The 16510-nt window shown below is 40.7% G+C and carries 16 protein-coding genes; 6 read left to right on the top strand and 10 right to left on the bottom strand.

The window, feature by feature from the left end; genetic code table 11:
* Positions 1-197: 197 nt before the first annotated feature.
* The 4 genes from ACOJRU_RS17390 to ACOJRU_RS17375 form a co-directional block, all read right to left on the bottom strand.
* Entirely contained in the window at positions 198-1457 is a 1260-nt protein-coding gene (locus ACOJRU_RS17390; protein WP_421132979.1) for a hypothetical protein, read from the bottom strand.
* Between the two features lie 182 nt (positions 1458-1639).
* Positions 1640-3163: a HEPN domain-containing protein gene (locus ACOJRU_RS17385; protein ID WP_421132978.1), complete on the bottom strand. Its 1524-nt coding sequence runs from the start codon at positions 3161-3163 to the stop codon at positions 1640-1642.
* A gap of 76 nt (positions 3164-3239) precedes the next feature.
* Positions 3240-3980, bottom strand: a complete 741-nt coding sequence (locus tag ACOJRU_RS17380) for a hypothetical protein (protein WP_421132977.1) — start codon at positions 3978-3980, stop codon at positions 3240-3242.
* Positions 3981-4075: 95 nt separating this feature from the next.
* A complete protein-coding gene (locus ACOJRU_RS17375; RefSeq protein WP_421132976.1) occupies positions 4076-5566 on the bottom strand; it encodes an Eco57I restriction-modification methylase domain-containing protein in 1491 nt (496 codons plus the stop codon).
* A gap of 141 nt (positions 5567-5707) precedes the next feature.
* On the opposite strand from ACOJRU_RS17375, the gene ACOJRU_RS17370 reads away from it, so the two are divergent.
* A complete protein-coding gene (locus tag ACOJRU_RS17370; RefSeq protein ID WP_421132975.1) occupies positions 5708-6691 on the top strand; it encodes a BsuBI/PstI family type II restriction endonuclease in 984 nt (327 codons plus the stop codon).
* A 105-nt stretch (positions 6692-6796) separates the two neighbouring features.
* Here ACOJRU_RS17370 and ACOJRU_RS17365 read toward each other — a convergent pair whose 3' ends face one another.
* Both ACOJRU_RS17365 and ACOJRU_RS17360 read right to left on the bottom strand, forming a co-directional pair.
* Positions 6797-8215: a tyrosine-type recombinase/integrase gene (locus ACOJRU_RS17365; protein ID WP_421132974.1), complete on the bottom strand. Its 1419-nt coding sequence runs from the start codon at positions 8213-8215 to the stop codon at positions 6797-6799.
* 171 nt (positions 8216-8386) lie between these two features.
* Positions 8387-9250 carry a YicC/YloC family endoribonuclease gene (locus ACOJRU_RS17360; protein WP_421132973.1) on the bottom strand — a complete coding sequence of 288 codons (864 nt, stop codon included), beginning with the start codon at positions 9248-9250 and terminating at the stop codon, positions 8387-8389.
* A gap of 267 nt (positions 9251-9517) precedes the next feature.
* On the opposite strand from ACOJRU_RS17360, the gene rph reads away from it, so the two are divergent.
* Genes rph through tusA form a run of 3 tightly spaced genes read left to right on the top strand, consistent with a single transcriptional unit; the run spans position 9518 to position 11132 of the window.
* On the top strand, positions 9518-10231 hold the full coding sequence (rph, locus tag ACOJRU_RS17355) for a ribonuclease PH (protein WP_421132972.1): 714 nt from the start codon (positions 9518-9520) through the stop codon (positions 10229-10231).
* Between the two features lie 9 nt (positions 10232-10240).
* Positions 10241-10882: an orotate phosphoribosyltransferase gene (gene pyrE / locus ACOJRU_RS17350; protein ID WP_421132971.1), complete on the top strand. Its 642-nt coding sequence runs from the start codon at positions 10241-10243 to the stop codon at positions 10880-10882.
* Positions 10872-11132, top strand: a complete 261-nt coding sequence (gene tusA, locus ACOJRU_RS17345; protein ID WP_421132970.1) for a sulfurtransferase TusA — start codon at positions 10872-10874, stop codon at positions 11130-11132. Before pyrE ends, tusA begins: the two co-directional genes overlap by 11 nt.
* Before the next feature lie 51 nt (positions 11133-11183).
* Here tusA and ACOJRU_RS17340 read toward each other — a convergent pair whose 3' ends face one another.
* The 4 genes from ACOJRU_RS17340 to ACOJRU_RS17325 all read right to left on the bottom strand — a co-directional run bounded on the left by ACOJRU_RS17340 (position 11184) and on the right by ACOJRU_RS17325 (position 14614).
* The gene (locus ACOJRU_RS17340; protein WP_421132969.1) at positions 11184-11771 is read right to left on the bottom strand and encodes a YqaA family protein; all 588 of its coding nucleotides are present in this window, start codon (positions 11769-11771) and stop codon (positions 11184-11186) included.
* Between the two features lie 12 nt (positions 11772-11783).
* The gene (locus ACOJRU_RS17335) at positions 11784-13076 is read right to left on the bottom strand and encodes an amidohydrolase family protein (protein ID WP_421132968.1); all 1293 of its coding nucleotides are present in this window, start codon (positions 13074-13076) and stop codon (positions 11784-11786) included.
* A 133-nt stretch (positions 13077-13209) separates the two neighbouring features.
* On the bottom strand, positions 13210-13776 hold the full coding sequence (locus tag ACOJRU_RS17330; RefSeq protein WP_421132967.1) for a DUF1285 domain-containing protein: 567 nt from the start codon (positions 13774-13776) through the stop codon (positions 13210-13212).
* The gene (locus ACOJRU_RS17325; RefSeq protein ID WP_421132966.1) at positions 13763-14614 is read right to left on the bottom strand and encodes a DUF3014 domain-containing protein; all 852 of its coding nucleotides are present in this window, start codon (positions 14612-14614) and stop codon (positions 13763-13765) included. The genes ACOJRU_RS17330 and ACOJRU_RS17325 overlap by 14 nt, the downstream gene beginning before the upstream one ends.
* 273 nt (positions 14615-14887) lie before the next feature.
* On the opposite strand from ACOJRU_RS17325, the gene ACOJRU_RS17320 reads away from it, so the two are divergent.
* Together ACOJRU_RS17320 and ACOJRU_RS17315 are read left to right on the top strand one after the other, a co-directional pair.
* Complete coding sequence (locus ACOJRU_RS17320; RefSeq protein WP_421132965.1) at positions 14888-16141, top strand: sterol desaturase family protein; 1254 nt, start codon at positions 14888-14890, stop codon at positions 16139-16141.
* Between the two features lie 29 nt (positions 16142-16170).
* Complete coding sequence (locus ACOJRU_RS17315; protein ID WP_421132964.1) at positions 16171-16479, top strand: DUF6482 family protein; 309 nt, start codon at positions 16171-16173, stop codon at positions 16477-16479.
* Positions 16480-16510 lie beyond the last annotated feature (31 nt).

Raw genomic sequence — 16510 nt, 5'->3', positions numbered from 1 at the left:
ACCTTTACTAGCAATAGCAGTTTTTAAATTTTCTCATGTTTTAGTCATCTCTAGTGTAAGCCAGATCAACTAATGACTTATTTCTGAAGTAAAAAGATAGCTACGCTACCTTTAATGAAAAGAAAGAACAGTTGGTAGCATTACTAGCATAGTTAAAAAAAATCTCTGTATTACCTATAAATCGATGTAATCCGCAGCTACTTTGATGATCTGATAAAGTCATTTTTCTGCTTTTGCGTAGGTTGTAATTCTTTTGCGTGGTTGTTTATTTTTTGAGCTACGCTTTTGTCTATAGCATGTAGTAGATCTTCCTCTTGCCTATAGCTTTTCATTATCTCATCGCTTGAAGTAAAAGCATATTCTCTAGCAAAACCTAAAGCAGACTCGACTATTTTGACAATTTTTTCTGAATAGTTAATGAAAGAGCGTTTCGCACTAAGTGCAATTTTTCTGTAATATTTCGCAGTATTAAAGTTTCTATCAGCAATAGGTCTGTTCGTATCTGTACGAATTAGAGAACGTTCATGTATTTTTTCTTCCTCTGATCCATACATCTTTTTCTTAAACTGAAAGTCTTTGTGTTGGATTAACTGATTGGCATATTCATAAAAATCATATTGGAGTTCCTCGCCAACTTTTCTTACTTGGGACATGTCACATTCAGAGTATTTTTTTGGGAAATTTGATAGTTGCTTTTTTTCCAAAATATATTCATATTGTTTTTGGACAAAGTCATATTTTTTTGTTTCTTTGTTAAGTCCATTTAGCATGGCATGAACGTGTCCTACAGTTTCATCCAGATGCTGTGCGGAATATATAATCTCAAATTGACTAAAATTTTCTGAAAAATAGCTTAATAGTATTTTTTCTTGCTCTTCTGAAGTTAATTTAACTTTATTTTTTAAAGGTATTTTAAATAGTAGAGATACTACTCGACAGTTCAGTTGTGATGTTGAGTCTATATCCAACTCAATTGTTTTGTTAAATAATGTAACAAGTTCAGTAATCGCCTTTTTTTTATCATTATATCTTTTTATTCTCCCGCACTTTTCAAGCGAAGTTTTGACCTTATCCAAACTTATTCTTCTATCGTTATTTGATGTGTTCACATGTTTCAGAATCTTTTCGTATAAATTTTTTTCTCCAGTGGTAAGACTATTTTCATCCAGCCATTTTTTGAATTTAAATTTTACTTTGCTAAACCTTTTAGAGTTGAAGGATTTATTGTCATTTTTATAAATTGACTCGATGTAATCAACTACGCTCAAACGTTCTTCTTTTGTTCTTATTATTTTTCCTCTAAACTGATATTTATTCAAATGTGATCTGTCAAGGATTCTATTCTCTGCTAGTGTTTTATCGTCTTGCAATAGCAAGTCATGTAAGGTTAGAGCTAAAGCTAATTGCTTATTGAATTTAGCAACTCTGATTTGTTTATATAATAAAGTTGAATTCATCTTTCCGCCTCGCAGAGCCATTGTGTAGTATCCAACTTTATTCGAGGCACGAAGAAAAAGTGGGTATACAAACAAAATGGTTTGTTACTGTTCCACTTTCAGTATTACATGCAATTTCAGATATTTTATATAAAGAAGATTAAGCGATTAATTTATTGAAAAGCTATTAGGATATTTTTATTTTAGGAAATGATTGAATTTAACTTATTTAGGTTAACTACATAGCTTTCGAGATAAAAGTTAAAAGGATGGTTTAATGACGGTTGTTGATTCCATCGCTCGATATCCCAACCTAACTCTATGAGCGATGAAGCACCATACACAAACTCAAGTGTAGTTATAAAAAAGCAAACTAAATCAAAATTACTGTAATAGTCGAACTTACGATTTCCGCCATGCACAAAATGATTTCGGCAATCAACAGCATGATCTGTAACAAGTTCGATGTGCTCCACTAAACCAGGTTTAGCGTTAGTTATTATATTTACTCTATCTCGTATCTTATGTTTTAAAGACTTTGTTCCTATCCTTCCTAATGCACCAAGGATTGAGTCCCTTTCCATGCTAGGCGATAAGTTCTTAAATAAGCTTCTTGCTTTTTCTTTTGCTTCTATTAACTCACACGTTAAATTAACTTTTCTTCCGTACGCTTCGTCTGGAACAATGTCAAACATATTTGCTACTTTAACTAAGCGATCTGTAGTGTAGAGTGTTTCTGTGAATGAGCCGAAGAATTGCCACCTTGAATCCTGCCAAGCAACATGACTAGAGATCCATTTGTTAACCACATTTTCAAACTCAGAAGGGTTTTGCTTTACCTTAATAAGTGGTTGTCCGAGATGAGGCTCTTCATCTTCATTTTCGTAACTAGATCCTTTGTCTATACATCTGTATACGTCTATGATTTCTGGAAATTCTGATTCAGATTTTACAGAAAGTTGATAATCATCGATTCTTAGCTTACTTCCTAAAATAAGTTCAAAAACTGAGAGTAAAGGTGCTACTTTTTCATTTGCTTCTTCGAAGGAAAGCAATTCGCTAAAGTGAATCGTGCATGATGCTCTGTTAGTTAGGCTATATCCTTTAGAACTTGCACTCGTTCTCTGAGGACAGTTGGATATCTCAATTCTGCCATATGGACTGTCGAATGAGTGGATCTGGAAACTTCCAGTAAATAGAGAAATATTTGGATATTCCCCTACGGTCATTTCCCTATCCGATTTATCAAACCCATACAGTTCTTTAGATGTTTCTAATTCCTTTAATAGTAGATTTTTTACTACCTCTTTTTTTGCGTGAATTATGTCATTGAATGCTTCATCGTCATTGAACAGAACAGTGGAGTGGTTAAAAAATAGACGCAATGACTCAAAACAACGCTCTTTGTAATTGATATATCTATTGCCATACAGTACAAATTCAGGATATACCTTACAGTAATGTCGATTGTGGTAACTTTTGTCTTCTTGCAGTTTTGATATAGTTCCACCGCCACCGTTATGTATTCCGATGAGTGAAACTTTAGTTAAGTCATTCAATGAGGCATGAATTTGCTCTGGTAAGTTATGACCGATAACAGAAGTTTCTCTTGTATCCCCCCAAATTCTTAATAATGTATCTCTTCCATTTAACTTTAATTCTCCGAGGTATGAATTTTTTCCGATATTAAACGAGGCTACATTACTTTCACTCAGTTTGTTGTTCATATTTTATTGCTATTCCCTTAAACAATTTTATTAAAATATAGCTATATAATCTTTCGTGAAAAATTTGAAGTAGAAGTCAAAATAATCTCAACTTGTTGTGTAAACTAAAAATTTTAGTATCATCCATCGCTAGTTTTTGAGCTAGTGTATCAGCTTTCCTCATCGTTTCATGATATAGGCTAATATTTTTCTCTAACTCTGACCCGACTGGATAGTCCAACAAGCCATCTGGACTAATATGAGATTTATTCAGTTTATGCTGTAAACAACGATCTATCTGATCAGTTAGTTGAAAATTTGCGCTTCCGTAGTCTGACAGAGCTGAATGCACAGAAGTTACATAATGAAACTTTCTATTAAATTTACCTGTAACTAAAAGCGAATTTCTACTTAGGAAACTGAAATATGACTGGAATGGGATAAGAAAATTATTTTTATTTTTCTTAAATGTAATACTTATCACTAAGTGAGATTGCTCTAGGAATAATAATAGAACTAATAGCAAAAAGACACTTTTCTCTTTTACATCATCTCGTTCATTTTCATTCTCAGAAATTAGTAATTCGACAGTGAGTGGCTCTTCAATCGTCAAATCAATTTCTATCGGGCAATTATTTTCATTTATGATTCTTAAAATATCTGAAAGAGTAATGTTATAAAGCGAATAATTATTTAGCTCTGGATATGAAGATTTTAATTCCATTACTAAAGAAATTAAGTTCTCTAATTCAACTTCACTATCTTCTAACTCAAGATTTTTAAGTCTTTTTTGTATTTCACAAGCAATTTTGGTTGCTTCTTCTTGACTACCATTCATATGATGTATCGTAATTTTATAACTATATGAATATCACATGCTGATATTAATTCAATGGTAAAGTTAAATTGAAATATCAGAAAAAGCTATAAATTTCATATGTATTTTTCGATGATCTCATCGATTTTCTCTTGTTCGAATGTAGTGGCATCCACTAGCTTTCCAATTGAAGTAAGCGTTGCTTTGTCTGGATAACGAAGTACACGTAAATCTGTAGCGTTTACCTGAGTATGCCCATTTAACTGACGGAAATATTTATCTATCAATGTGCTATTTAGAAAAGCCCAGAGACCTTTTGCCAGAAGAGGCTCTAGAGGCTCGCCCATAGCATGGAAATAATTAGTTTTATTTTCGAAACCAACCTCTTCAACGTCTGCAATTTCTTCTGAGTAGATAGAAGCAACTAATCTTCTCTTCTCTTCTTTCGCTGTTAGCCTTCGAGTCAGTACATATGTACCATTTTTTACCATTAAGCTAGATGTATTTTCGTTATTCATTAACGCATTTGGTTTCTTCCCACCGTCAAGCGGCCACCTTAGCAAAGCACCTTGTAAATGTTGTGGAAATATCAATGGTACGGAGCCTTTTACAAACTCCATTGATAGATTTTCTCTCGTCCTAAAATCAACGACTTTCCCAGTACTAGCCTGAATCCCAATATCACTCAAACTGCAAGGGAGATTGCCAGCCCTATCAGCAATATTTAATTCGGCTTCGTTGGTAACAATGTGAATAAAGCGATCTGGGTTATTTGTGCTAACGACCTTATCAAAAGGTACTTCGTAAATGTATGGATTTGGATCTTCTGCACATGAACTTGAAGTAATCACCACTACATCTCTTTGTGGCTCATTTTTAGTTAGATGGAAAACTACGTTTTCCTGTAATACTTTGTCTGTTTTAAAGGCCGATTTCCTACTATTAAAAACATGGATTTTGTTCAATGAGCAGTTGTCAAAGATAAGTCTTCGAAAATCGTTGAAGTAAGGCCCATTACAAAATGATCTTGGTGTAATTGCTACCAATTCACCACCCTTCTCAAGAAGCATTATCGCCAGCCCTACAAAAGCCGAGTATAAATTTCCCGTTTCGAAATTGACCTTTCTCAGTGCCTTTCTTTCTTCACCTTTCGCTGAAATTTTTAAATATGGTGGATTAAGAATTGCCTTGTTGAAGTTAGGTTTAAACTCACTATTTACAAGTAATTCCACAGAGTGAGAAATAAAATCCTCTTCTATTACTTGGTTTTTCCAATCTATACCGACTGATTCACAGTGTCTCGCGCAATGCTCCATCGTGTCGGCAAGGTACGTATTCATTACTTCAGATAGTTCGAAGCATGTTGAATCGATACTACTTGCCCTAGCTTCAACATGTTCAACAAATGCCGCTGTTAATGAACCTACGCCAGCCCCAGCATCTAATATTCTTTGATCACCATCTACTTTTTCGAACATTTGTGCCATTAGCGAAGAAACAGCAGTGGAGGACATGAACTGCCCAAATTTTCCTCTTAATTTCTCATCGAGTTTCGTGTTTGCTACAGCACGATTATTATCAGCAATTTCGTTCAAACTGGCAGTCATATGTGAGGCTATTCTTCTATTTGAGTATGTTTATTTGTACAGTATTATGCTATTGGCAGTATCGCAAAAAACCTGCACATTGGAAAGATAAAAGCCTGCACATAGGTTACATTAAGGCCTCAGAATTTATAGGACAGTTACATGGAAAAAATGCGAGAAGAAAAACTAGAACAAGCAAAGGAAATTTTAAGTTCTCTTGGGTTGCCCAAACAACAATGCAATGATCGTTCTGCTTGGGTTTTACTAGCACTAGCTGGCGTCAGGCCATCAGATGATTGGAACGTTGCGAGTGCTCCCTTGTTGCCTACAGTTACAATAATGGACTTTATTCGTACCGAGTATGGAAAAGATTACAAGCCAAATTCTCGCGAAACTATCAGACGGCAAACATTGCACCAGTTTGACCAAGCACAGATCGTTGATAGAAATCGTGATGATCCTGCAAGAGCAACAAATAGCAAAGACAATAATTACTCGCTGAATCAGCCGATAATTGACATTCTTAAAAGCTATCCAAACGGAGATTGGAAAGCACTGGTTGTGAAATTTCTTGAAGATGCACCTTCACTTCAAGCAATTTATGAACGTAAATTAAATAAAGCAAAGATACCTGTTTATTTGCCAGATGGAAGTGAGATCACTTTATCACCAGGCGCGCATAATCAATTACATGCAGATATTATTCATGAGTTTTGTCCTAGGTTCGTTGGTGAAGGCGGAAAAGTGCTCTATATAGGAGATACTGCCAGCAGTCGTGATGAGGGCGGGAAACATATGATTCTACAAACAGAATATTTAAATTTATTAAACGTTCCGCCAATGTCACACGATAAGTTGCCCGATGTTGTCGTTTATGACGAAGAGCGGAAGTGGCTTTTTCTTATTGAAGCGGTTACTAGTCATGGCCCAGTTAGCCCTAAACGCTGGCTTGAACTAGAAGATGCACTTAAAGACTGCACGGTTGGCCGTGTGTACGTTACAGCTTTTCCTCACCGAGCAGAATTTAGGAAAAACGCTGCTGACATTGCTTGGGAAACAGAGGTTTGGATAGCAGACAATCCAGACCACATGATTCACTTCAATGGTGATAGGTTTCTAGGCCCCCATGACAACCAACCACACTGATTCTCCTTCTGGCGGGCATTACTCAATGTTGAGTGATGCCGCACTCATCAAAGCTGTTCATTAATTGCTGTAAACTGACAAAAAAGTTAACGGTTTACTCTCTATCTACGACATTTCATATAGCGCACATTCAGACACTGACGGATCAGAGTTGAGCTGCATTAAAGGTAAAAGCATTTCTGCCAATTTATTCATGGCATCTCTTCGTTCTTCGAAATATGTATAACGGTCGTAGGTTCCTTCGATTCCCTTTGGTTTATGATTTAAACATTTTTCTGCTATATGACTTTGCACTTTCAAGGACGAAAGTAACGTTCTGAATGAACGGCGAAGGTCGTGAACTACAAAATGTTCTATGTTCGATTCAGCCATTATATTTTTAGTTTTAGGTGCATTTTTCTTTTCATACCGTTGATCACCGAACAACTTCGCTAATGCATGATTCAATGTATCATCTGAAATGTACTCACGTCTCCTACTGGCTCTTCTATTAGGAAACAGATATTTTGAGCCAGCAGATCTCGTTTTAAGTTCCTTAAAAAGAGGATAAAGGATTTTCGATATTGGAATTGCCACGTCTTCGTTCGTTTTTGAGCGTGACTTAACCAATATCCACTCACCATGGTCGAAATCAAAGTCTTTCCATTGAGCAGAAATTAGCTCACCTTTTCTCACACCCAAGGCTAGTAACAAACAAAACGCTATATAGTTTTCACGAGTAAAAGTGTCGTGGTTATCCCTTAATATCTGGAGAATGGGACCAATTTCCTTTTTTTCCAATGATCTTTCTCTAGGCTTTTCACGACCGCCTGCATTCCGATATGTTAGCTGCAATGCGGGATTTAGGCTGATTACTCGCAATGGATCAACTGCATAGTTGAGAATTTGCTTGCAGTAGCTCAAAGCATCATTTGCTATGGTAGGTCTGTTGGATTTACGTATTTTATCTAAGACCCTGAGAATATCGGATGCTGTAACCCTTTCAACAGAGAGTCCACCGAGTTCACTTTTAATATCTTTTTCGTAAACACGCTTTGGAATATGTGGGTTTTTAATGTTTCGTTCACACAACTCAAGCCATTGTAGAGCTACATCATGAAACGTAAAAAATTTTACTTCGTTTGTCCGCTTCTTTTCTTCTAACGGGTCAATGCCGCTTTTTACGTTCGAACGATTACGTGCCACTTCGTCTCTTGCTGCGCTGAGTGTCATCATGTTAAGGGATGCTTTACCAAACGCTCCTAGAGTCATGAAACGTCTTTTGTCATTATAAACGTAGCGTTTTTCAAAAGAGGCAGTTAACTGAGGCTTTATTCTAAAATACAGGTTTTTGCCAAGGCAGTATCTTGTGACGTACTCGTTCTTTTCTTTTGACTTAGTAGCGTTAATCTTCATCTGCCTGATTTTCGCCAGTTTGATGAGATCGTCTAAATCTTTATTAGTGACCTCTCGACCACTCTCTGCTTTTTTAGAACTAGATACTTTCTTGAAGTCATCTAGGTTTTTTATGCTTGCTGCTCTCATCAATTGGTTATTCTAAATGGTTACATTTAGGCAGTGTAACACTATCGAACGACAAAATGTAACCATCTGTGTAACCACTGTGAAAGGTAAGTGGAGGCTGTTTTTCAGAGTGATATATAATTATATCGTTGTATTATAATAAAAAAATCAAATATAGACCTATGGATTTATCTACTCAATATTCTGAATTTGTTCGCGCATTTGCTCAATCAATACCTTAAGCTCAACCGCTGATTGGGTGATATCGGTGCTGATTGATTTAGACCCTAACGTATTCGACTCACGGTTGAATTCTTGCATCATGAAATCTAGACGGCGGCCTACTGCCCCGCCCTTTTTCAAAATGTTACGTGTTTCTTTTACATGTGTATTTAGGCGGTCTAGCTCTTCGGCAACATCAACTTTTTGCGCTAGCATAATCATTTCTTGTTCAAAGCGGCCGGCATCTAGTTCTACTTTTGCTTCTTCAAAACGGTTTTGTACTTTTTCGCGCTGCCATACCATTATTTCAGGCATGCGAGCTGCTACTTTTGCAACTTCGGTTTCAATAGCATCTAAACGTTGAGTAATCATGCTCTTAAGTGCATCACCCTCGGTTGCGCGTGCACTTATAAAGTCGTTAAGGGCTTGATCGAACCCCGCCATTACGTCGGCATGAATGGTGTCCATATCGGCTTCTTCTGCCGCAATAACGCCAGGCCAGCGCAATACATCAAGCGGGTTAACACCACTAGATTGTCCTTGCGACTGTACCCAATCAGCAGCTTGCATTACTTGTTTGGCAAGTGCTTCATTTAAGCTTAACTTGGTAACGGCTGCGTCGTTTGCGGTAAATCGCAACGCACATTCAACCTTGCCTCTCGCTAGCTTTTTTCTAAAACGTTCGCGAAGTACAGGCTCTAGCGAACGGAACTGTTCGGGCAAGCGGAAGTAGGTTTCTAAAAAACGTTGGTTAACTGAACGAATTTCCCATACGGCAGAGCCCCACTCTTTTTTAGTTTCTACGCGGGAAAATGCGGTCATGCTGTAAATCATAACTATCCTTCTCTCTAAAATTGAAAGCGTGCAAAAACAACGCGCTGTGACGAGTTGTGTCGTGAATAATTTGAGGGGCACGCTAACTTGTATTATCTATAGTAGCGTAGTTTCATCAAAAACAGATAAAGGAAAAGGGTGAAAGTTCGTTTTTAACAGGCGGCCTTAGTGGGTTATACTTAACGCCCTAGCGAATAAACGCTATTGAGCGATGAAAATGGTTGCTCGATGTGCTTATTTTTATGCATTTACGTTGTGGAGAACACTATGCGTCCAAGCGGCAGAACCGCCAGTCAAATCCGTCCAGTTACTATTACACGTCAGTTTACTTGTCACGCCGAAGGCTCGGTGCTGGTGGAGTTCGGCAACACTAAGGTTTTGTGTAACGCAACCGTAGAAGAAGGTGTTCCTCGCTTTATGAAAGGGCAAGGAAAGGGCTGGATAACGGCTGAATACAGCATGCTACCTCGTGCTACGCATACGCGAAGCGGCCGTGAAGCTGCCCGTGGTAAACAAGGTGGCCGTACGCTTGAAATTCAACGTTTAATTGCACGCTCGTTGCGCGCAGCGGTAGACCTTAAGTTACTTGGGGAAAACACGATCACTTTAGACTGTGACGTTATTCAGGCCGACGGTGGGACACGCACTGCTTCTATTACTGGCGCATGTGTTGCGTTAGTTGATGCGCTTACTTATATGCGCGCTAAAGGAATACTAAAAGCGAACCCACTTAAGCACATGATTGCGGCGTTATCTGTTGGTATTTACGAAGGCACAGCCATTGCCGATTTAGAATATACCGAAGACTCAGAAGCTGAAACAGACATGAACATTGTCATGACGGAAACCGGCAAGTTAATTGAAGTACAAGGTACCGCAGAGGGCGAACCGTTCTCATTTGAAGAGCTAGACGAGCTGTTAACTATTGCGAAGCATGGTTTACGTGAATTATTTGATATTCAAAAAGCAGCATTAGCGTAAGGAGCAAACATGAAAGCATTCCAACGAGACTTTATTGAATTTGCCATTGCGCGTGGCGTTCTCAAATTTGGTGAATTTACGTTAAAGTCGGGCCGTGTTAGCCCGTACTTTTTTAATGCTGGATTGTTTAATCGTGGCGGCGACCTGGCGAAGCTTGGTCGCTTCTATGCCAACGCATTGGTTGATGCGGGTGTCGAATTCGACGTATTGTTTGGTCCGGCCTACAAAGGCATTCCTATTGCTACCACTACGGCGGTGGCATTAGCTGACCATCATGATATAGACACGCCTTATTGCTTTAATCGTAAAGAAGCAAAAACGCATGGTGAAGGCGGAACGCTGGTGGGTAGCCCATTAGAAGGGCGCGTTATGTTGGTCGATGATGTGATTACCGCAGGGACCGCTATTCGAGAGTCAATGACTCTGATAGCGCAGCAGCAGGCATCTTTATCGGGTGTGCTTATTGCCCTTGATAGGCAAGAACGTGGTAAAGGCGAGTTATCCGCTATTCAAGAAGTGGAACGCGATTTTAATACACAGGTTATTGCAATTGTAACCTTAGCCGATGTCGTTGCTTACCTTGATGAGCAGGGTAATAACACCGAGCAGGTAGCGGCTATTAATGCGTACCGTGAAAATTATGGCATCTAGTTTTGATGACGCGTTCAATAGCGCGAATACTCACCTAGACGCGCTAGGACTGCGTTGTCCTGAGCCTGTAATGATGGTGCGTTTAAATATTCGTAAATTGGCCGACGGTGAAACGCTGTCGGTTACCGCTGACGACCCCTCAACGGCGCGTGATATTCCGAGTTTTTGTCGGTTTATGGAGCACACGCTAGTAGCATCGCAAACCGATGCTATGCCCTATCAGTACGTTATTAAAAAAGGGCGCGATTAAGCGCCTTTTTTACTCTCATGTGTCGCCCGTTGTTTAAAAACAAACGTGGGTTTAGCCGAGTAGGTTAGACAGCCACCACAGTAATAAAACAACGAGTGTTATCGCGATTACTGCTTTCATCCTATACCGCTTGATTAGCTGTTCGGCTTTGTCGCCCGCGTAGTACACCACTGCAGCGAGGCCAAAGTAGCGAAGTGAGCGAGCAATTACGGTGGCTATTAAGAATAATGGCAGCGAAAATTTCGTCGCACCCGCGGCGAGCATAGCTACTTGAAAGGGTATGGGGGCAATGCCTAAGGTCATAACGAACCAAAAGCCTTGGTTGTCCATTTGCGTTTTAACGTTTTCGAACTGTTCTGCGCTAAAGAAGGTGTCAATTATCCACTGCCCAATAAGGTCAAAGAGGTAATAACCAAGGGCATAACCGAAAACAGCACCAATCACGCACCCAACAGTGGCCATTAATGCTATTTTCCATAAGCTTTCTCTTCTCGCTTGCATCAGCGGTATCATTACCGCTTCAAGTGGAATAGGAACAATGGTCGACTCTAAAAACGATGCGAAAGTAATGCCTGTTAGCATGTGCTTTGAATCAATAAATTGTCGTGTCTTCCTTTTAACTTTTGTTCCTAATGCCACGTAAATGTTCGCTTATTGTTTGTAAATTTTTCCATCTTTCATTACGAAAGACACGTTTTCCAGCAAGGTAATATCGTCTAGGGGGTTACCCTTAACCGCAACAATATCAGCAAGCTTTCCGGGGGCTAGGGTTCCCAGCGTATCGCTTATTCCTAGCAGGTCTGCGGTATTAACGGTCGCGCTGATAATGGCGTCAGCAGGGCGCATGCCGGCTTCTACCATTAATGCAAATTCTTGCCCGTTGTCGCCATGTGCCGAGACACCACTATCTGTTCCAAAAGCAATTTTCACGCCCGCTTTGTGTGCCTTTGCGAACGTGTCTTGAATCAATGGACCGATTGCTGCGGCTTTAGGGCGAACCAGGTCTGGGAAATAACCATCAATCTTGGCTTTATCGGCAACAAATTTTCCGGCCAAAATTGTGGGAACGTAATACGTGCCGTGCTTTTTCATTAACGCGCGAGTGTCGTCGTCCATGTAGGTACCATGCTCAATTGAATCTACACCCGCGACGATGGCGCGTTCCATTCCCTCTTTACCATGAGCATGCACGGCGACGGTCATGCCGTAATCTTTTGCAGTATCGACAATAGCTTCAAGCTCATCCACCATGAACTGTGGGTTCTGACCGCTTTTAGCTACACTCAATACGCCGCCGGTTGCGGTAATTTTTATAAGATCCGCACCGTTCTGGTATCGCGAACGCACGGCTTCTCGGGCTTCTGTTTCACCATTAACCACGCCTTCTTCGGGGCCTACATCTGGCCTTAGTAAATGTGCCATGCCGTTACTGGGATCCGCATGTCCCCCGGTTGTCGCGATAGACTTACCTACTGTAAAAATACGCGGTCCAGTGGCATAGCCTTTACCAATCGCATTGCGAAGCGCAACGGTTTCATAATGGCTATCACCTAGGTTTCTTACTGTGGTAAAGCCGGCTTGCAATGTTCTCTCGGCGTAGTTTGCTGCACGCAACGCATAGTCTGCTTCGTTTAAGGAAAAGCGCTCTAAATACGTTTGAGGGCCGCCATGTTGAGAGGATAAGTGTACGTGCATGTCCATGAGTCCAGGCATGACTGTGGCGTCTTTTAAATCGATAATAGTATCGTTGTCATCCCCCTTTACGAACCCAGGCTTTATGGCTTCAATTTTATTGCCCTCTATGACAAGCGTTACGTTTTCACGTACTTTATCTGAGGTCGCGGTAAAGGCTTTTCCGGCGTGAATCAGTGTGGCGGCAAATGATGAGGTGCAAAGTGTCGATGCGCCAAAGGCGATGGCGAGTACAGAAAGTGTCTTTTTCATATTCGTTGTTCTTTTTGGTTGTAAAATAGACGAACAACCAATGTAGTGTAGGTACTTATTGAACGCAAAGACTACGTGCACAGACCGCGGATAATTTAAGACGAAGTGCAGTTTTTACCAACGTTAGTGGTGTTTACTGGGTGACTTGGCCAATACAAAAGCGCAAATCATTAGATGAAAGCATAAATTGAGTTACGCCATCGTGCTCAACAATGTCTGCCTGTTCTAGCAATTGATAATAAACATTTTGATGCAGACGGCCCCATAAGTTTCGTCTTACACACACATAGGGAATAGGCGTGGCGTTGTCGTCCTGCAACGACGCTGGTGGTGAACTAAGTTTTAGTTGTTGTTGCGCTGTTAGCGCTATCTCATCACCCGTTTGCGTGATTAGCGTTAGGGTTTTGTCATCATAGCGCCAACTCGTGATAACGAAGGGCACATCCTCAACGCGAATACCTACTTTCTCAACAGGTGTCACCAAAAAATAGTCGTCATCTTCTTTCTTTAGCACAGAGGCGAAGAGTTTCACTAACCTCGCGCGGCCAATTGGGCTTCCTTCATAAAACCACCGCCCATCAACGGCAATGTTAAGGTTTATATCGCCACAAAACGGCGGGTTCCATTTTTCCACAGGCGGTAAAGCGCGAGCAGTAGTCTGCTCGCCCTCTAGCTGTTTTTGGAACTTAGTTAAGTCCATCTTGCTCTATCAACGTTTGTAACTCACGAAGCTTTGCTTTAATGCGGCGCATGTTGTCAGGTCCTGTGCGCAATAGCTGTTTTTGCGGTTCGTTTAGGGCTTCTAGGCGCTCGTCTGCATACGTGTAACTAACAGAGTCTGACAATACTTCAACCGGCACCGGTACCTCAGGCGTATCAAGGAGTTGATCGATAGCGGTAAGTAATACTTCATTAAAAGGTGTGTCAGGGTCGCCTATTTCGTCGTACTTTGCCTGAATATCACCTTTGTACATGTTAAATACGTTAAGCAGCGCTTCGTTATCGAATGACTCTAATAGGTTCACGTACGGGGTATAACGCTTGTAGCTTGCTGCATCAATCCATTGCTTCCCTGCCTGAGAGTAAACGCGGAAGCTCTGCTCTGGAGGCGTTAGCAGTTGATGGTTTGGCGCCATTTCATTATTGGCTAAGTTAGTAACAGACACCACAAAGCGTTGCAGTAAACCTTCCTTAACAAGCAATCGGTTGACACTATCATCGCTATTTTGAGCAATATCGTTCAGTGAATTCTTGATGGCAGGATCGCTCGTATCAAGCGGTTCAGGCGCTTCGTCTAATTCGGGCATAGGCTCAACGACGTCGGGCTCTTCTAGTTCAACGGTAGGCGGTGCTGGCCTGGTTTCAAACTCTTCAGGCGCTTCAGGCTCTGTCACCTCAGGTTCAACGACTTCTGGCACGGGTGCGACAGGAGCAGGCTTTTCAGATGGCCAGAATATGACGGCTAGAATGACAATTAGTACGGCACCCGCAATAAGAAAATGGGGAACTAAACTACGATTTTCTGACGATTCGCTCATAATGACTCCGCTGACTATTAATCCTTTTATTTATACTACCAGAGATAGCACTGAATATAAGAAATTCAAATAGAAGAATTGTTCCCAAGTAATAAGAAAATCTTCGTTCCTATGCTATTTGAACGTGACAACGTCACATTTCGTTTACTTAATGGGAAATAAATATCGTGAATTGTGAGTAAATACCCCTAGAACGTCGCCGATATACAAAAAAACCTTGTAAGACAACAACATTTCGTTAACATCTAGGTGTATTCATTGTGCGTGGTAGTTATGACTGTAATTTTATTTGCTATACCCTTATTTTTTATTCTTATTGCGCTTGAGCTTTTCGTAGACGCGCGAAAGAAAACGGGGCATTACCGGGCTAACGACGCTATCACAAGTTTAAGTGCGGGCGTGCTTTCTCGTGTAATGACGTTTGCGCACCAGCTCATCCCATTTACTATTTACGTACTTGTCTTCGATGCGGTCTCGATGTTTACGCTTGATGCGTCGGTTTGGTGGGTATGGCTACTTGCCTTTGTTCTTTACGATTTTTGCTACTATTGGAATCATCGTATGGGGCATGAAATGAGCTTATTGTGGGCGGCGCATGTGGTTCACCACTCAAGCGAGGACTACAATCTTACCACGGCGCTTCGTCAAACCAGTGGAGCGCTGTTTAGTTGGGTATTTTATTTGCCCTTGGCCATACTCGGTTTTCCACCAGAGCTTATTATTACGGTCGGCGCGTTAAATTTAGTATATCAATTTTGGGTGCACACTCAGCATATAAATACATTGGGGTGGATGGAAAAATGGTTTGTTACGCCCTCGAATCACCGTGTGCACCACGCGCAAAACCGCGTTTATATCGATAAGAACTACGGTGGCGTTTTTATAATATGGGACCGGCTGTTTAATACCTTTATTCCTGAGTTGCCGAATGAACCTCCTGTTTATGGTATTCGTGGTGCGCTAAAAAGTTTTAATCCTATTTGGGCAAACCTGCAGGTGTATAGTCAGCTTGCGCATGACAGTTATCACACACGTCGCTGGCAAGATAAACTGCGTGTTTGGTTTGGGCGCACCGGGTGGCGACCTGACGATGTTACTGAAGCGTTTCCCATTGAAAAGAAACCGCTGTCCGAGTTTAAGAAGTTTAATCCAGCACTTAATGCAGCCGTAACCAAGTACAGCATGTTTCAGCATGTTGTCATGCTTGCCGTTACCCTATTTTTTCTATTGGGTTTCGATACATTAAGCGGGGCGCAGCAGTTAATTATTGCAATAACCATCATTCTACTCAGTATTCAGAACGGGTTTATTTTGTCCCAATCACGGCTGGCGCTTGCACTAGAAGCCCCAAGATTGCTGGTTTTTCCATTGTTATGGTACGCAGGTAACTTGCCTATTGCTGGTCTTTTATTGGCGGTCAGTTCGTTAGCAAGTTTAGTGATGTTGTTTTTGGCTGTTCGTCATCATCAACCACGAAAAATTATCAACAAACCAACCGCGTTAACTGAACCTGAAAACCTCGCATAACGTAAAAAACAAAAATTACGGGAGGGGTTATGCACAAGTTTTTTTTCAGCGAAATAGAAGATAAGCCAACGGTAATTGACTACTTAGAAGTTCAGTCTTTCGAAATGAACGTGTACTTAGTCTATGTATCCATTGGCGGTAACAGCGGTATGGTTTACGATAAGCACGACAAGCCTATGCGCTTTTTTAGTACAGGACATATCCGTGAAGCGTTTGCGCACTGTGCCGTTGATAAGGCAGTAATGAAGCACGATACGCCGTACGACGAAATGATAGGCAACCCGCCTAAAAGTGCAGAGCAAATGGCGTTACCGTTTAGTATGGAGCTGCCTTACTAACGTCGCCGCTATCCTTTAACGTTATTCATAT

The organism is Alteromonas algae (assembly GCF_049117195.1).
Classification (GTDB): Bacteria; Pseudomonadota; Gammaproteobacteria; order Enterobacterales; family Alteromonadaceae; genus Alteromonas.
Note: the sequence above shows the minus strand (reverse complement) of the source record. Positions and strands in the feature narration are given on the sequence as shown.

Coding starts and splice junctions, on each gene's coding strand:
- ACOJRU_RS17335 (WP_421132968.1), bottom strand. CDS start 13,076: ATGAAAAAGACACTTTCTGTACTCGCCATCGCCTTTGGCGCATCGACA.
- ACOJRU_RS17320 (WP_421132965.1), top strand. CDS start 14,888: ATGACTGTAATTTTATTTGCTATACCCTTATTTTTTATTCTTATTGCG.
- ACOJRU_RS17375 (WP_421132976.1), bottom strand. CDS start 5,566: ATGACTGCCAGTTTGAACGAAATTGCTGATAATAATCGTGCTGTAGCA.
- ACOJRU_RS17390 (WP_421132979.1), bottom strand. CDS start 1,457: ATGAATTCAACTTTATTATATAAACAAATCAGAGTTGCTAAATTCAAT.
- ACOJRU_RS17365 (WP_421132974.1), bottom strand. CDS start 8,215: ATGAGAGCAGCAAGCATAAAAAACCTAGATGACTTCAAGAAAGTATCT.
- ACOJRU_RS17380 (WP_421132977.1), bottom strand. CDS start 3,980: ATGAATGGTAGTCAAGAAGAAGCAACCAAAATTGCTTGTGAAATACAA.
- pyrE (WP_421132971.1), top strand. CDS start 10,241: ATGAAAGCATTCCAACGAGACTTTATTGAATTTGCCATTGCGCGTGGC.
- rph (WP_421132972.1), top strand. CDS start 9,518: ATGCGTCCAAGCGGCAGAACCGCCAGTCAAATCCGTCCAGTTACTATT.
- ACOJRU_RS17370 (WP_421132975.1), top strand. CDS start 5,708: ATGGAAAAAATGCGAGAAGAAAAACTAGAACAAGCAAAGGAAATTTTA.
- ACOJRU_RS17330 (WP_421132967.1), bottom strand. CDS start 13,776: ATGGACTTAACTAAGTTCCAAAAACAGCTAGAGGGCGAGCAGACTACT.
- ACOJRU_RS17315 (WP_421132964.1), top strand. CDS start 16,171: ATGCACAAGTTTTTTTTCAGCGAAATAGAAGATAAGCCAACGGTAATT.
- ACOJRU_RS17360 (WP_421132973.1), bottom strand. CDS start 9,250: ATGATTTACAGCATGACCGCATTTTCCCGCGTAGAAACTAAAAAAGAG.
- tusA (WP_421132970.1), top strand. CDS start 10,872: ATGGCATCTAGTTTTGATGACGCGTTCAATAGCGCGAATACTCACCTA.
- ACOJRU_RS17385 (WP_421132978.1), bottom strand. CDS start 3,163: ATGAACAACAAACTGAGTGAAAGTAATGTAGCCTCGTTTAATATCGGA.
- ACOJRU_RS17325 (WP_421132966.1), bottom strand. CDS start 14,614: ATGAGCGAATCGTCAGAAAATCGTAGTTTAGTTCCCCATTTTCTTATT.